The 14,189-nt window shown below is 70.3% G+C and carries 10 protein-coding genes; 6 read left to right on the top strand and 4 right to left on the bottom strand.

Translation table 11 applies throughout. From position 1 onward, the window contains the following. The 3 genes from ACIHFD_RS65630 to ACIHFD_RS65620 are packed head-to-tail and all read left to right on the top strand — an operon-like array spanning nt 1 to nt 4,191. Entirely contained in the window at nt 1-756 is a 756-nt protein-coding gene (locus tag ACIHFD_RS65630) for a DUF2306 domain-containing protein (RefSeq protein ID WP_397375583.1), read from the top strand. Further along, nucleotides 753-2,378, top strand: coding sequence for a PhpK family radical SAM P-methyltransferase (locus tag ACIHFD_RS65625; protein WP_397375582.1), 1,626 nt, complete (start codon nt 753-755; stop codon nt 2,376-2,378). The genes ACIHFD_RS65630 and ACIHFD_RS65625 overlap by 4 nt, the downstream gene beginning before the upstream one ends. A gap of 16 nt (nt 2,379-2,394) precedes the next feature. After that, nucleotides 2,395-4,191 (top strand): amino acid adenylation domain-containing protein, encoded by a 1,797-nt coding sequence (locus ACIHFD_RS65620; RefSeq protein ID WP_397375581.1) that lies wholly within the window; start codon nt 2,395-2,397, stop codon nt 4,189-4,191. Here ACIHFD_RS65620 and ACIHFD_RS65615 read toward each other — a convergent pair. Further along, the gene (locus ACIHFD_RS65615) at nt 4,188-5,423 is read right to left on the bottom strand and encodes a cytochrome P450 (protein ID WP_397375580.1); all 1,236 of its coding nucleotides are present in this window, start codon (nt 5,421-5,423) and stop codon (nt 4,188-4,190) included. The two genes, ACIHFD_RS65620 and ACIHFD_RS65615, sit on opposite strands and share 4 nt — an antisense overlap. A gap of 136 nt (nt 5,424-5,559) precedes the next feature. Between ACIHFD_RS65615 and ACIHFD_RS65610 the strand changes: the two genes are divergently transcribed. From ACIHFD_RS65610 to ACIHFD_RS65600, 3 genes are all read left to right on the top strand, one after another. Further along, nucleotides 5,560-6,291 (top strand): thioesterase domain-containing protein, encoded by a 732-nt coding sequence (locus ACIHFD_RS65610; protein ID WP_363983605.1) that lies wholly within the window; start codon nt 5,560-5,562, stop codon nt 6,289-6,291. A 19-nt stretch (nt 6,292-6,310) separates the two neighbouring features. Beyond that, nucleotides 6,311-8,065: an amino acid adenylation domain-containing protein gene (locus ACIHFD_RS65605; protein ID WP_397375579.1), complete on the top strand. Its 1,755-nt coding sequence runs from the start codon at nt 6,311-6,313 to the stop codon at nt 8,063-8,065. Between the two features lie 208 nt (nt 8,066-8,273). After that, the gene (locus ACIHFD_RS65600) at nt 8,274-9,215 is read left to right on the top strand and encodes an esterase/lipase family protein (RefSeq protein ID WP_397375578.1); all 942 of its coding nucleotides are present in this window, start codon (nt 8,274-8,276) and stop codon (nt 9,213-9,215) included. Nucleotides 9,216-9,267: 52 nt separating this feature from the next. Here ACIHFD_RS65600 and ACIHFD_RS65595 read toward each other — a convergent pair whose 3' ends face one another. The 3 genes from ACIHFD_RS65595 to ACIHFD_RS65585 all read right to left on the bottom strand — a co-directional run bounded on the left by ACIHFD_RS65595 (nt 9,268) and on the right by ACIHFD_RS65585 (nt 14,066). Beyond that, nucleotides 9,268-11,406 carry an RICIN domain-containing protein gene (locus tag ACIHFD_RS65595; RefSeq protein ID WP_397375577.1) on the bottom strand — a complete coding sequence of 713 codons (2,139 nt, stop codon included), beginning with the start codon at nt 11,404-11,406 and terminating at the stop codon, nt 9,268-9,270. Continuing rightward, nucleotides 11,406-12,749, bottom strand: a complete 1,344-nt coding sequence (locus tag ACIHFD_RS65590; RefSeq protein ID WP_397375576.1) for a ricin-type beta-trefoil lectin domain protein — start codon at nt 12,747-12,749, stop codon at nt 11,406-11,408. Before ACIHFD_RS65590 ends, ACIHFD_RS65595 begins: the two co-directional genes overlap by 1 nt. A 171-nt stretch (nt 12,750-12,920) precedes the next feature. Further along, entirely contained in the window at nt 12,921-14,066 is a 1,146-nt protein-coding gene (locus ACIHFD_RS65585; RefSeq protein ID WP_397375575.1) for an ROK family protein, read from the bottom strand. Between the last annotated feature and the right edge of the window lie 123 nt (nt 14,067-14,189).

Genomic DNA, 14,189 nt, shown 5'->3' with positions numbered 1-14,189 from the left:
ATGCCATCCGTACCGCAATCGCCCGTCAGCCCGGCACAGACCGACGGTCAGGAGCGGGACGGTCATCCCAGCCGCGCAGCCCGGCCCCGTCGGCGGCGGCTCGGTGGCCGCATCGCCCTCGGCGTGCTCGCGATCGCCGTCACGATATTCGTGAGCCTGTCCATTCCGCGGTACCTCGCCTTCAACCCGAAGGTGGGCAGGATCTCGCCGGACGAACAGCCGTGGTTCTTCCCCGTGCTCATGACGCACATACTCGGCGCCACGGTGGCCATGGTCGGCTGTGTCTTCCAGGTGTGGCCGTGGCTGCGCCGCAGGCACCCCCGCGTGCACCGCGTCGTCGGCCGGGCCTACGTCGTCGCCGGCGTGTGGCCTGCCGCGACAGCCGCGGTGGTGATCTCGGTACTGTGGGGGTTCGGCCCGGTAAGCGCGCTGAGCGACATCGTGCTGGCGTCGTTGTGGTTCACCGTCACGACATTCGGCTTCGTGAACGCCCGCCGGGGCCGCTACGCCGAACACCGCCGGTGGATGCTGCGCAGCTTCACCCTCACCATCTCGATCATCTTCAACCGGCTCCTCGGCTTCCCGATCGGGATGATCCTCGCCAACCAGCTCGACACGACGTTCGGCGGCGACCAGCACGCCCTGGAACAGGCGGTCTCGGCGAGCGTCACCTGGCTGCCATGGACGCTCGCCTTCATCTTCATCGAGTGGTGGCTGGACCGTGAACAGCGCCACACCGTACGGGAGACGGCATGAGCGAGCTCGACTGCGTGGTGATCGGATACAACGAGGGCGACTTCGACGACTACCGGGTCATGTGCGAGCGGGCCGGTCCCGGCACGCCGGAATACCAGATCATGCGCGCCGAGCACCTGGTGGTCGACGGTGCGGCGATGCCGTGGCTGGACGCGTTCAGCCGGCTCAGGAACCGCGGCACCGGCCGGGCCGACAGATACCACGTCGGCGAGGTGTTCAACCTGGCGGCGCTCTACCTGACCAGCTACCTGCGCAGGCGCGGCCTGCGCGCGGAGCCTGTCTCGCTGTTCACCGGCGAGCGCGACCGGCTGGCGGCGCTGCTGGCGGAACGGCCCGCCGTCGTCGCCATCACGACCACCTTCTACGTCAACATCCTGCCGGTCGGCCCGGTCGTCGAGTACATCCGCCAGATGTCGCCGACCAGCCACATCGTGGTCGGCGGACCGCTCATCGACAACCTGTGCCAGTCCGGCGTGAACGGCGCCGTCCAGGACTTCTTCTTCGCCATGGGCGCCGACTCCTACATCCAGGAATCGCAGGGTGAGCACAGCCTGGGCCAGCTCTGCCAGGCCGTACGCGCCGGCGGCGACCTGTCCGGCGTGGACAACCTGATCCACTGCCCCGAGGACACCTGGGTGCGCACCAGGCGCCGCCCGGAGGCCAACGATCTGGACGAATGCTCGATCGACTGGGCCGGCTTCAGCCCGGACCTCATCGGCCCGACCGCGCAGCTTCGCACCGCGCGCAGTTGCGCGTTCAAGTGCAGCTTCTGCGACTACCCGACCCGCGCCGGGGCGCTCACCACGGCCTCGGTGGAGACGGTGCGCAAGGAGCTTCGCGCGCTGGCCGAGCTCGGCGTCCGCAACGTGGTCTTCGTGGACGACACGTTCAACGTGCCGCCGAAGCGGTTCAAGCAGCTCTGCCAGATGATGATCGACGAGGATCTCGGCCTGCGGTGGTACTCCTACTTCCGCTGCTCCAACGCCCGCGACGATGAGTCGTTCGACCTGGCCGCCGCCAGTGGCTGCTCCGGCGTCTTCCTGGGCATCGAGTCCGGCGACAGTGACGTGCTGGCCAACATGCACAAGCTCGCGCAGGACAGCCAGTACCGCGCCGGCATCGCCAGGCTCAAGGAACGTGGCGTGACCACCTTCGCCTCGATCATCGTCGGATTCCCCGGCGAGACCGAGAAGACCGTCGGCAACACCATCGACTTCCTCAACGAGACCGCCCCCGACCTGTGGCGGGCCCAGGCCTGGTGGGCCAACCCCCGCTCGCCGATCTACCAGCAGAAGGAACTGCTGGGCATCGAGGGAGAGGGCTACAAGTGGTCGCACTTCAGCATGACCTCCTCGCAGGCCGCCGACCTCACCGACGAGATGCTCGAGCGCGTCACCGAGTCGGTGTGGCTGCCCTTGTACGACTTCGACTTCTGGTCGCTGCCCTACCTGGACGGCAAGGGCGTGAACGTGCGGGAGCTCATGGGGCTCCTGCGGACGAGCCAGGAACTCATGGGGGTGCGCGACCGGGGCGGCGACCCGGAGCGCCTGGCCGCCCTGGAGCGGCGATTCGCCGAAAGCGTGGCCGTGCTGGACGTGGCGCCGGCCAAGTTCAGCTACTGACGCCCGGGAGAACCGCATGACCTTGCCCGCGCCTGCCGACACGACCGACCCGGCGGCCCCGGGCCCGCGTACGGTGGTCAGCCGATTCGAGCAGACGGCCGCCGCCTGCCCGGACCGTCCGGCGATCGTCCACCGGGGCGGCGTGCTGACCTACGGAGAGCTCGCCGCGCGCAGCGCCGCGATCGCGGCCGGGCTGATCAGGCGCGGCATCGGCGCCGAGTCCCTGGTCGGGCTGCTGCTGCCGCGCGGGATCGGCCTCGCGGCCGCCCTGCTCGGCACGTTGCGCGCCGGAGGCGCCTACCTGCCGCTGGATCCGGCGCTGCCCATCGACCGGCTGCGTTACATGTGCCGGCAGGCAGGCGCGGAGCTGGTCCTGTCCGATCCCGTCACCCGCCGCCGCGTCTCGCCCGCCCTCGGCCGGCAGGTCCTGACGGTGGACACCTGTGCTCGCGTCGCCGCCGGAGCGGTCCCGGGACGCGCCCCGATCCTGCCCGGAGACCGGGCCTACGTCATCTACACCTCGGGCTCGACCGGGCGGCCGAAAGGCGTCGAGGTCACGCATGGGTCGCTGGCCGCGCTCGTGGACAAGCTGGCGCACGCTGTCGGGCCGGGGCCGGCCAGGATCGGGTGGAACGCCAGCCCGTCGTTCGACGCCTCCGTCCAGCAGTGGTCGCGGTTGTGCCGGGGCGACACCGTCGTCCTCGTGGACGACCAGGTGCGCGGCGACCCGCAGGCGCTGGCGGCGCTCATCGCCGAGGAGCGGCTGGACGAGCTCGACATCACGCCGTCCCACCTGGTGTCGCTGCTCGACCACCTGGCCGAACGCGCCGAGGGGCCGCCCCTGCGGCTGCTCGTCGGCGGGGAGGCCGTCGCGCCCGCGTTGTGGAGCCGGCTGGCGGACCGGCGGGCCGCCGGGGTCCTGACGCCGGTCAACCTGTACGGCCCGACCGAATGCACGGTCGACGCCACGTGGGCGCCGATCGACCACACGTCCGGGCCGCACCTGGGCGAGCCCCTGCCCGGGGTCCGCATCCACCTGCTCGACGAGAAGCTGAGGCCGGTCGGCCCCGGCGTAGAAGGTGAGATCTACGTGGCCGGCGACGGCGTGTCCCGCGGCTACGCCGGCGCTCCGGCGCTGACCGCGCAGCGGTTCGTCGCCGACGTGATCGCCGGCGACGGCACGCGCATGTACCGGACCGGCGACCGGGCGCGGATCGGCCCCGACGGGCGGCTGGAGTTCGTCGGCCGCGTGGACGACCAGGTGAAGCTGCGCGGGTACCGGATCGAGCTGGGTGAGGTGGAGGCGGTGCTGAGCCACTGCCCGGGCGTGGTCCAGGCGGTCGCGATGGTCCGCGACGACATGCCGGGCGGCGCGGGTCTCATCGGCTACTGCAGGCTCGAGCGCGCGGGCTCGTTCGACGCCGATCTGGTACGGCGCGCAGCCGCCGCTTACCTGCCCGAGTACATGCTGCCTGCCGTACTCGTCGGGCTTGATCGTTTCCCGCTGACCGGCAGCGGCAAGGTGGATCGCGGCGCGCTGCCGCCCCCGGTGCGGCAGGAGCTCTCCGCCGAGGCGGCGCCGATGAGCCCGACCGAGCGGCTCGTCGCCGACGCGTGGCGCGATGTGCTGGAGATCGAGCGCGTCGGCGTGGACGACAACTTCTTCGAGCTCGGCGGCCAGTCGCTGCTGGCCATCCGGCTGGTCGCGCACCTGCGCCGCAAAGGCGTCCCGGCGATCCCGATGGTGACGGTCTTCCAGCACCCCGTCCTGGGCGACCTCGCCGCCTACCTGGACGCGTACCTGGACCTCTAACCGGACCTCTGACTGGACGAGGTGAGCCTGACCGGCAGGTTGCAGGTGCCGCCGAGGAAGTTGGAATAGACGCGCCGGGGGGTGCCGGTCACCTCGATCTCGCCGACCAGGTCACGAAGGGCGGCCAGGGTCGCCGCGAGCTGGATGCGGCCCAGCCGCGCGCCCAGGCAGAAGTGCGGCCCGTAGGCGAAGGTCAGGTGCCGGTTCGGCGTACGGTCCAGGAGGAACCGCTCGGAACGGGCGAACTCCCGCTCGTCGAAGTTGGCCGAAGCCAGCCACACCGTGACGACGTCGCCCGCCTCGACCCGGCCGCCACCGAGGTCCGCCGGTTCCGCCGCCAGCCGGCCGAGATGCCGCGACGGCGTCGTCCAGCGCAGCACCTCCTCGACGGCGCTGTCCAGCCCTACCTCACCCACGCGCAGCGCCCGCCACTGATCCTGGTTCTCGGCCAGCGCGAGGACCGCGCCGGTCATCGCCAGCCGGGTCGTCTCGTCGCCGCCCAGGATGAGGCTGTAGCAGTTGAAGACGATCTCGTCGGTGCCGAGCGGCCGCCCCTTGACGCGGGCGTTGGCCAGGATGCTGACCAGGTCATCGGCGTCGCCGCCGCGCCGCTCCTCCGCGAGCTCGATGAAGTAGGCGAGGATCTCGTTCTTGGAGTTCCAGCCGTCGGCCGAGGTGTGGGCGGGGCCGTGCGAGCTGACCGAGGTGGAGCCGAGCCGGTGGATGTAGGCGCGGTCGGAGTCGGGCACGGCGAGCGTGTCGCAGATCGTGGCCAGCGGCACCTGGGCGGCCACGTCGTCGCCGAAGTCGCAGTCCTCGCGCTCCAGCGCGTTCGCCACGAGCCGCCGCACCTGATCCTCGATCCGCCGCGCCAGCCGGTCGAACACGGCCGGGGTCAGCGCGCCGGTGATGATGCGGCGTACTTCCGTGTGGCGGGGGCCGTCGGTCACCGCGAGCATCTTGCCCGTGGCCGAGTCGCCGCCCACGAGGAGGGTCTCGAGCACGTTGCCCGACGTCGAGGTGAAACGCCGGCCGTCGCGGAAGACGCTGACGGCGTCCGCGTGCCGGGTGACGACCCAGAAGCCCGGGTTGCCGCCCATCGGCGGGTGCCAGTAGAGCGGGTGCTCCGACCGCAGGCGCCGCCACACCGCCGACAGGTCACCCTCGGCATGGATCGTCGGCGAGGTCAGGTCCAGGGACTCCACCTGGTCCGGGTCGAGTACGGGCAGCACCTGGGACACCTCCGGTTCGCACGTGCTCCCGACTATGCCCCGGCGTGGTTAGCCGCCGGTTACGCCTCTCCCGCGTAACCGGCGGCTAACCCCTCCCGGCTAGCGTCAGTCGGCAGTCGAGACTTCTGGAGGGCATGTGCGCCGACCATCCACGCGCTGGCTGCTGCAGGAGCCGTCGGCCGGAGACGGGCCGCTGCTGTTCGCCTTCCCCTACGCCGGCTCCGGCGCGTCCTCGCTGCGGCGCTGGCCCGGGCGGATCGGGGAGGCCGAGGTCCATCCCGTGCAGCTTCCCGGCCGGGAGTACCGGATCAAGGAGGATCCGTACCGCGACTTCGAGACGTTCGCCAAGGACGCCGTCGAGGCGCTCCTGCCCTACCTGGCGCGGCCGTACGCGCTCGTCGGCCACTGCATGGGCGCGCTGCTCGCGCACGCGTTCGCCACCCGCGCCATGGAGATCGGCGTCCGGGCTCCCGAGCGGCTGTTCGTGTCGGCGTCCCTGACGCCGAGCCGGGGCTTCTACGGCTACTACCACCCGTGGATGTCCGACCATCGCATCGCCGCGGAGCTCCGGCGCGTCGCCGGAGACCTCGGCGACGGGGCCATCCCGGACGAGCTGGTGTCGTTGTCGGTACGGGTCCTGCGGCAGGACGTGCGGATGTGCCTGGACTACGCGCCGCCGGCCAAGGCGATCGGGGTGCCGATCAGCGCCATCGGCTGGGCGGATGACCTCGACGTGGGACCGGACGACCTGGCCGAGTGGCAGGAGTACGGCGAGACACGCGTCCACCTGCTTCCCGGGGATCCGCTGAACTTCCTGGCAGGTGCCACCGGGCTCAGGAAGGTCATCGAGGAAGATCTCGACTACTGATGCGAAGAGGATGAGCGCCGTGTCTGCACCCGCGACGATTCCCGAGCTTCTCGCCAGAACCGTCGGAACCCATCCGGACCTGCCCGCCGTCAGCGACGAAGAAACCAGCCTCAGCTACGCGGAACTGGCCGAGCGGGCGGACGCCGTCGCGCACGAACTGGTCAGGCTCGGCGTGCGGGAGGAGGACCGGATCGGCGTCCACCTGCCGCGTGGCGTCGGCGCCGTGGTGACGGTGCTCGGTGTGCTGCGCGCGGGAGCGGCGTACGTGCCGATCGACGTCAGCTATCCCAGGTTGCGGCGCGAGCAGATGGTGAAGGCCGGCCGCCTGCGCCTGCTGCTCACCGATCCCGGCACGACCAGGCGGCTGTCCAGCCTGCCCGTGGAGGTGGCCGAGCTGGACTGGCGCGTCCTGCCTCCCGCTTCGGGTCCGGCGGCACACGTCGCCCCGCAGAGCGCGGCCTGTGTCCTGTTCACCTCCGGATCCACCGGTCAGCCCAAAGGCGTCGTGCTGGAACACCGCCACATGGTCGCCTTCGCCACGGACACCGCCCTCCCCACGGTCGGCCCCGGCGACCGGATGGCGCAGGCATCGAACCTGTCCTTCGACACCTTCACCTTCGAACTGCTGCGTAGCATGGCCGGCGCCGCGGATCTGGTCGTGATGCCCGCCTTCGCCGACCTCATCGGCGCCGACCTGCGGCGGCAACTCCGGCGGCACCGCGTCACCGCGATGCTGGCTCCCGCCATCGCGCTCAACCAGGTCGCCCGCCACGACCGCGAGGCGTTCGCCTCCCTGCGGGTCCTGTGCTCGGGCGGCGACGTGCTGCTCGCCGACACCTGCCGCGAGCTGCGGGCCGGAGGCTTCTCCGGGGACCTGCTCAACCTGTACGGCCCGACCGAGGCCACCGTGGCCTGCACCGCCCAGCGTGTCCAGGAGCTCCCCGACGACTGCACCCGGGTCCCCATCGGCCGTTCGACCGCGTCAGCGCGTCTGTACGTCCTGGACGATCAGCTCGCCCCCGCCTCCACCGGTGAGCTGTACGTCGGCGGCGCCGCCGTAGGACGCGGCTACCTGGACCAGCCCGGGCACACCGCGCAACGCTTCGTCGCCGACCCGTTCGCCGCGAACGGCACCCGCATGTACGCCACCGGGGACCTGGTGCGTACCGGTGCCGACGGAGCCCTCGAATACCTCGGCCGCGTCGACAGCCAGGTCAAGATCTCCGGCCACCGGGTCGAGCCCGCCGAGATCGAACGCACCTTCTACCAGCACCCGCACGTGGGCGAGGTCGCGGTGACGGCGGTAGGAGAGCCCGGCGACCTGCGACTGGTCGCCTTCGTCATCCCCGTGGCCGAGGAGTTCTCACCCGTCGGCGTGCGCGCCTTCCTCACCCAGCGTCTGCCCGCCGCCTACGTCCCCGCCGAGTTCGTCGTCCTGGACTCCATGCCGCTGGACGCGCACGGCAAACGGGACTGGGCGCGGCTGCGCGAGGCCGCCGAGGACCGCTCCCGGCGGCGGCGCACCTACGAACCTCCGCGCACCGCCACCGAGCGCTACCTCGTCCAGCTCTGGGAGGAACTGCTCCGCGTGGAGTCGATCAGCGTCCACGACGACTTCTTCGGCCTCGGCGGCCACTCCCTCCTCGCCGCGCGCGGCCGCATGCGCATCCGCCGCGACCTCAAGACCGACCTTCCACCTGAGGTGGTCTTCGAGAACAGCGTGGTCGAGGACCTCGCCAAGGTCATCGACCAGACCAGACCCTCCGTCGCCTGATGGTGCTTGCCGGTCCGCCCGTGCGCGAGCCGGCCCGCACCCCGGCAAGGTCGCAAGCCCGAGCCCAGCGCCTGCGTCAGCGAAGCGTCTGTGTTCCGATGCGGTTGCGAGCCCGCGTGAACGGCGGAATGCCGAAGGTTCAACTCATTCACAGAATGATCGTCTGCGCGCTACTCTGCCTCCGGCCCAACGGAAACGGAGACCGTGGATGCACAGATTAGCCAGATCCCGTTTTGCCCTGCCCTTGGTCGGGGCCATAGTCGCCGCCACTCTGATCACCACCGCACCCGCCGCGTCAGCCGCGCCCGCGCGCGGCAACGGACACCGGGTCACCGTCATGGTCCACGGGTTCGACCGTGAGGCCGACATCAGCTGCTCCGGCGCATGGAACAGCGCCAAGCAGGTGCTGAACGCCAACGGTTGGGGCGACGTCGTCACCTTCGGCTACTACAACAAGGCCACCAACTGCGACCTCAGGCTCCAGGGGACCACCGACACGCGCATCCAGGAGGTCGGTCGCCAGTTCGCGTGGACCGTCTACTACCTGTACTCCAGCAAGGACGTGGCGATCGACGTCGTCACGCACTCCATGGGCGGTCTGGTCGCGAAGGCGGCCATCGAAGGCGTCAACAGGTACGGCGTGGGCAAGCCGCCGCCCGACCTGAGCGGGCTGACGGTCGATCCGAACAACCTCGGCGCCACCGTGTGGCCCAGAGCCTGGCCCCCATTCCTGTACATCGAGGACATGGTCACGTTCGCCACGCCACACCAGGGCATCGGCAGCGCGGTGGTGACCGCGTGCGCCATCACCCACGAGCAGTGCAGCGACATGCGTCCGGGCAGCGGCTTCATCAGCTGGCTGGGAAAACAGCCGCTCTCCCAGATGGGCACGGACTACACCTTCCTCGCCTCGAAGCACGATGACACGGTCAGCTCCGACTCGGCGACCAACAAGCGCACTGCCCACCATTGGGCGCTCTACGGCTCGAACGCCGACGGCGGCACGCTGAGCCACACCTCCATCCGGAACACCTCGACCGGCGACTGGCAGGCGTCGTACGGGGGAGAGTTCAGCGACGAGGGTGAGGGCTCGTACCCCGCGCCGCTCCTGCGGATGATGGACGGCCTGTACGACCAGCAGGCCCAGTAACGCGCGGGCGCGTCCTCCCCCTTTCGGCAAAGGGGGAGGACGCGTCGGTGGGTTATGGGTATTCGGTGAGGTTTGCGACGTTCGTGGAGGAGTTGCTCGGGCCTCCCGTGGAATTGATGACGTGGGCGATGGTTCCGGTGCCGCCCAGGGAGACCGTCACCATGTGGTGGAAGCGGACCCCCGGCGTGTTCGGCACCTCGAAGGCCCGGTCGGCCACCACCCCGGGGTTGGCGCTGAAGTAGCAGTAGCTGCCCAGCCCCCAGGCCTCATGCGAGGTGACCGAAGCGGCGACCTTGTAGGCGGCCCAGCCACGGGTGGAGCCGTTCATCCAGGACGCCTGGTTGGGCGGGTCGTAGGGCATCTCGTTCTGGAAGAAGTAGGTCCGCCCGCCGTTGCCGTTCCAGATGACCTGGTACTGGTGGTAGTGCTCGACGAACAGCCCGTAGAACGTCACGTTGTCGCCGTTGACGACGAGCCCGTTGACGGTCGTGTTGGTGTTCCACCCGACGCCGCTGCCGTGGTCGGCCCGCCAGATCCAGGTGTGATCACCGATCACGTCGTCGCTGTTGATCACCAGGCTCTGTGACGCCTTGCCCACCCCGGCGCCGCCGACGCGGAAGAAGACGTCGTGCAGCGAGGTGGGGTTGGCCGCGTGTGAGGCCGCCGAGCCCGCCGGGCCGACCTGCATGAGCGTCGCCGAGTTCACGGTCCCGGCGTCGATCAGCAGCCCGGCGACCTTGACGCCGTCCACGTCGGCGACGGTCATCGCCGTGATGCCGTTGTCGGGTACGAACGTCGCCAACCCGAGACCGAGCACCACGGTGTCGGCCCTGGTGACCCTGATCGTGTCGTTCAGATGGTAGACGCCCGGCGTGACCAGCAGGTTCTTGCCCGCGGCCAGTGCCGCGTTGATGTCGCCGGCGGTGTTGCCCGGCTTGACGACGAAGAACTGGCTGATCGGCAGCGACGTGCCCGCACCCGGCCACGACACCCCGGCGGAGTTCGACTTCAGCGCGGGCACGAACACCTGGTAGGCCCCCGCCGCGTCGATGTAGAGGAACGGCTTCTCCCGTACCACCGGCGCCTGCCCCACCGTCGTGTACGGCGGGCTGGGGAAGGTGTTGCCCGGCGCGCCGGACACCCCGACGAAGGTCATGTTCCAGTTCGACCCGCTCCAGGACCCGAAGGCCGAGTTGCGGGAGATCCACTGTTGCTGCGACCCGGACCTGACCTGACCGTCGATCCGCGAGTCGGAGATCCACCCGCCGCTCGACCAGCCGCCGTCGTCCAACTGCAGGTTTCCGCGCACATGCATGCGCCGGTACGGCGCCGCCTGCGAGACCGCCCACCGGTCCGTGCCGCCCGCCGGGGTGACCGAGAGGTTCTCGGCGGAGCGCCAGAAGTTCTGCGTGGCGTTGCCGCCGAACCAGTCGGCCTCGGCGTGCACGGCCCCGTTGATCGTCACCGCGTCCGGTGTCTGTCCCAGGCCGAGGACCTGGGTGTAGAAGCCGACGTTGACGTCCACGTTGTAGGTGCCCGGCTTGAACAGCAGCGCGTACCGGTTGGACCCGAACTGGTTGGACTGCTGCTGGCCGAACACCGAGTTGAGCTGCGACTGGATGGTGGACGCGGGCATCGACGGGTCGAAGACGCGCACGTTCGGCCCCAGGTCGGGATCGGGGCCGCCACCGCCGCCGCCCGACAGGGTGAACGACTGCGCCGCCGTGCCGTTGCAGGCGTACTGCTGCAGTTGCACGCTGTCGGCCGTGGAGGCGCCCGACACGTCGAGGCACTTGCCGCTGTTCCTGCTGACCAGGTGGTACGTGCCGCCGGACTCCTCCACCGGCAGCCACTGCTGGTTGTTGCCGCCGCCGTAGGCCCAGAGCTGGACCGGCGCGCTGTCGGCGGTCGAGACCCCGGTCACGTCCCAGGCCTGCGCGGCGTTGAGCGAGCTGTTGACCCGGTAGTAGCCGTCGCTGGTGGCCTGGAACTGCCAGAGCTGCGCGCCGCTGCCGTTGCACGCGTACTGCTGGACGGCGGTGCCGTTGGCGGTGGCGGCGCCGCGGGCGTCGACGCACTTGCCGCTGTGCTTGGCGACCACGGTGGTCAGGCCGGTGGGGACGGCTGCCTGCGCGACCGGCATGAGGACGAACCCGGCCGCGACCAGCACGAGGACGACGAGGGCACGCATCAGAACCCCGCCGTCAGCCGGGTGAAGTCCCAGGCGTTCTGGGAGACGCCGCTGCAGGTTTCGGACAGGCCTCCGGAGCAGGGGCGGTCGCGGTTGACCGACCAGAAGGCGAGCCTGGTCAGGCCATGGGAGTTGGCGTAGTCGCGGATCTGGGTCCAGGTGGCGACCGAGGTGACCTCCGACTGGTCGGACAGGCCGTTCATGCCGGAGATGCCCATGTGCGCGTACGCCGTGGCGTCCGACCAGCCGAACGCCGACTTCAGGGCGTTCTTCAGCCCTTCGGCCGCGTTGACCGTGCTCTGGTACATGTTGGACCCGCCGCCGAAGTCGAACGGCATGATCGTGTAGTTGTCGATCGGGACGCCGAGCTCCTTCGACCGGTTGATCAGCCGGATGCCCGCGCCGGCCGGGCCGCTGGTGGAGGTGCCGAAGGTGACGACCACCTTGACGTTCGGGTTGTTCGCCTTGACGATCTTGAGGCCGTTGAGTATGCGGTCCTGGACGGTGTAGTTCTCGTACTCGTCGGTGTTCTCGATGTCGAAGTCGACGGCCGCGGGTCCCAGGGCGTTGATGACCTGCTGCACGGCGCCCGCGTACGCCTCAGGCGTGGCGCAGTTGGGGCCGAGCTTGTTGCCCGACCAGCCGCCGAAGGAGATCTGGACGCTGCCGCCCTTGGACTTGATCGTGTTGATCGCCTGCTGGTCGGCGCCGCCCGTCAGCGCACGCGAGCCGTCCCAGCGTGGCGTGCAGCCGCCGCCGGACAGGATGAAGGCCATCGTGAAGGACTTCACGCCGGTCGCGTCCATGACCGTGCCCGGGTTGGGCGGGCTCCCCCACCCCATGTAGAGGTACGGGGCGCCGGGCAGCTTGCCGGGACTGGGGGTGCCGCCGCCGGAGGGCAGCGTCCACTTCTGGTTGGCGCCGGTGCCGCAGCTCCAGATCTGCAGGGGTGTGCCGTCGGCCGAGCTGACGTTGGTGGCGTCCAGGCACTTGCCGAGCGCTCGCAGGGTGCCGTCGGAGGCGGCCGTCCACTGCTGCGCGGCGGTGCCGTTGCAGTCGTAGATCTGCACCTTGGCGCCGTCGGCGCTGCTCGCGCCCGCCACGTCCAGGCACTTGCCGAGTGCGCGGATCGTGCCGTCGGACTGCGTGGTCCACGACTGGGCGGTGGTGCCGTTGCAGGTCCAGAGCTGGACCTGGGTGCCGTTGGCGCTGTTGGCGCCGGCGACGTCGACGCACTTGCCGCCGTAGCCGGTGATCTGACCGGTGGCGGCCGAGGCCGGGGAGGCGAGGCCCGCCACGGCTAACGCCGTCACGGACGCGAGGATGATTCCTCGTCTTTTCATGGGGGGTGTCACCTTCTGTGGGGGGTGTACGCCGGCGGCCGGCGTGGGTGAGCACCATGGCTAAGAGAAATCCACGGTCGTGACCTCATGGTGACCTTACGGTGACCTTACAAGAGCGTCAATACTTAATTTAAGGGTTGAGGTAACTTCGTACGACCGGGACGTGGGCTCTCAGGCACCCAGGAACTGATCCACCACTAGGATGGCGGCGCCGAGCTTGACGCCCTCCGACCCCAGGTGAGCGGCCCCGATCGCGACCCGGTCGTAGGAACAGCGCAGCGCGGAGCGCTCCGTGGCCGTCAAGATCGCGGGCAGGTGGTCGCGGGCGAGCAGCAGGCCCGCCCAGCCGCCCAGCACGATGCGCTCGGGATTGAGCAGGTTGATCAGGCTCGCCAGCCCCGCGCCCAGGTGGCCGACGGCCTCGTCGAACAGGGGACGCGCGCCCGGGTCGGCCAGCAGCGCCGCGAAGGCGCTCTCCTCCTCGACGCCCGCCAGGTCGATCCCCGCCCTGGCGAGGACCGACTCGGCGCCGACGTAGGCCTCCAGACAACCGCGCGCACCGCAGCGGCAGGGGCGGCCGTCGGCGATCACCGTGGTGTGGCCCCACTCCCCCGCCCCACCGGACACGCCTCGGACGGTGATGCCGTCGGTGATGATGCAGGCGCCGACCCCGCTGCCGATCAACACCATGATCATGTAGTCGCTGCCCCGTCCCGCGCCGAACCAGTGCTCGGCCAGGCCCAGCGTCATGGCGCCGTTGTCGACGAACACGGGCAGGCCGGGGAGCATGTCGGCCAGCCGTACCCCGCTCCAGCCGAACGTCGGCGAGTCGACGACCGAGCCCCGCACCATGCCGGGAACGCCGACACCGACGCCGAGGACGCGGCCGGGATCCACCCCCGCCTGCGCGATCACCGCGGCGACGCCTTCGCGGATGTGGCCGGCCACCAGGTCGGGAGCGTGCCGTCCTGGGCGCAGCGGGGTCTCGGCCTTGGCCCGTGGCGTCATGGACAGGTCGAACAACTCCACGCCGACGCGGGTCTCCCCCACCTCGACGCCGACCGCGTAGGCGTGGTGGGCGTTGACGCGGAGCTGGACGCGCGGCCGGCCGCCGTCCGACTCGACCCTGCCCACCTCGACGGCGATCCCGTCGGACAGCAGGCCGGTGACGACGTTGCTCACCGTGGCGGGGCTCAGGCCGGTCGCCTGGGCGAGCTCGAACCTGCTGCGCTCGCCGTCGAAGAAGAGCGTGCGCAGCAACACGGCCCTGTTGGTACGCCGCACGTCACGCGACGTCCCCCGCTGCGGCCGGATCATAGGGTGAAGTCTAGGCTCCCCTTCCTCACCAGGCCGGTCAGGAGTTCCTTGACCTCGGTCGCGTCGTAGCGGTCGCGGTCGAAGGGGCCGATGAGCAGTGGGCCGTCGTCGGGGCTGTCGGGC

The sequence above is a fragment of the Nonomuraea sp. NPDC051941 genome (genome assembly GCF_044593615.1).
The sequence above is the reverse complement of the archived record's forward strand: the minus strand, read 5'-3'. Positions and strand labels throughout refer to the sequence as shown.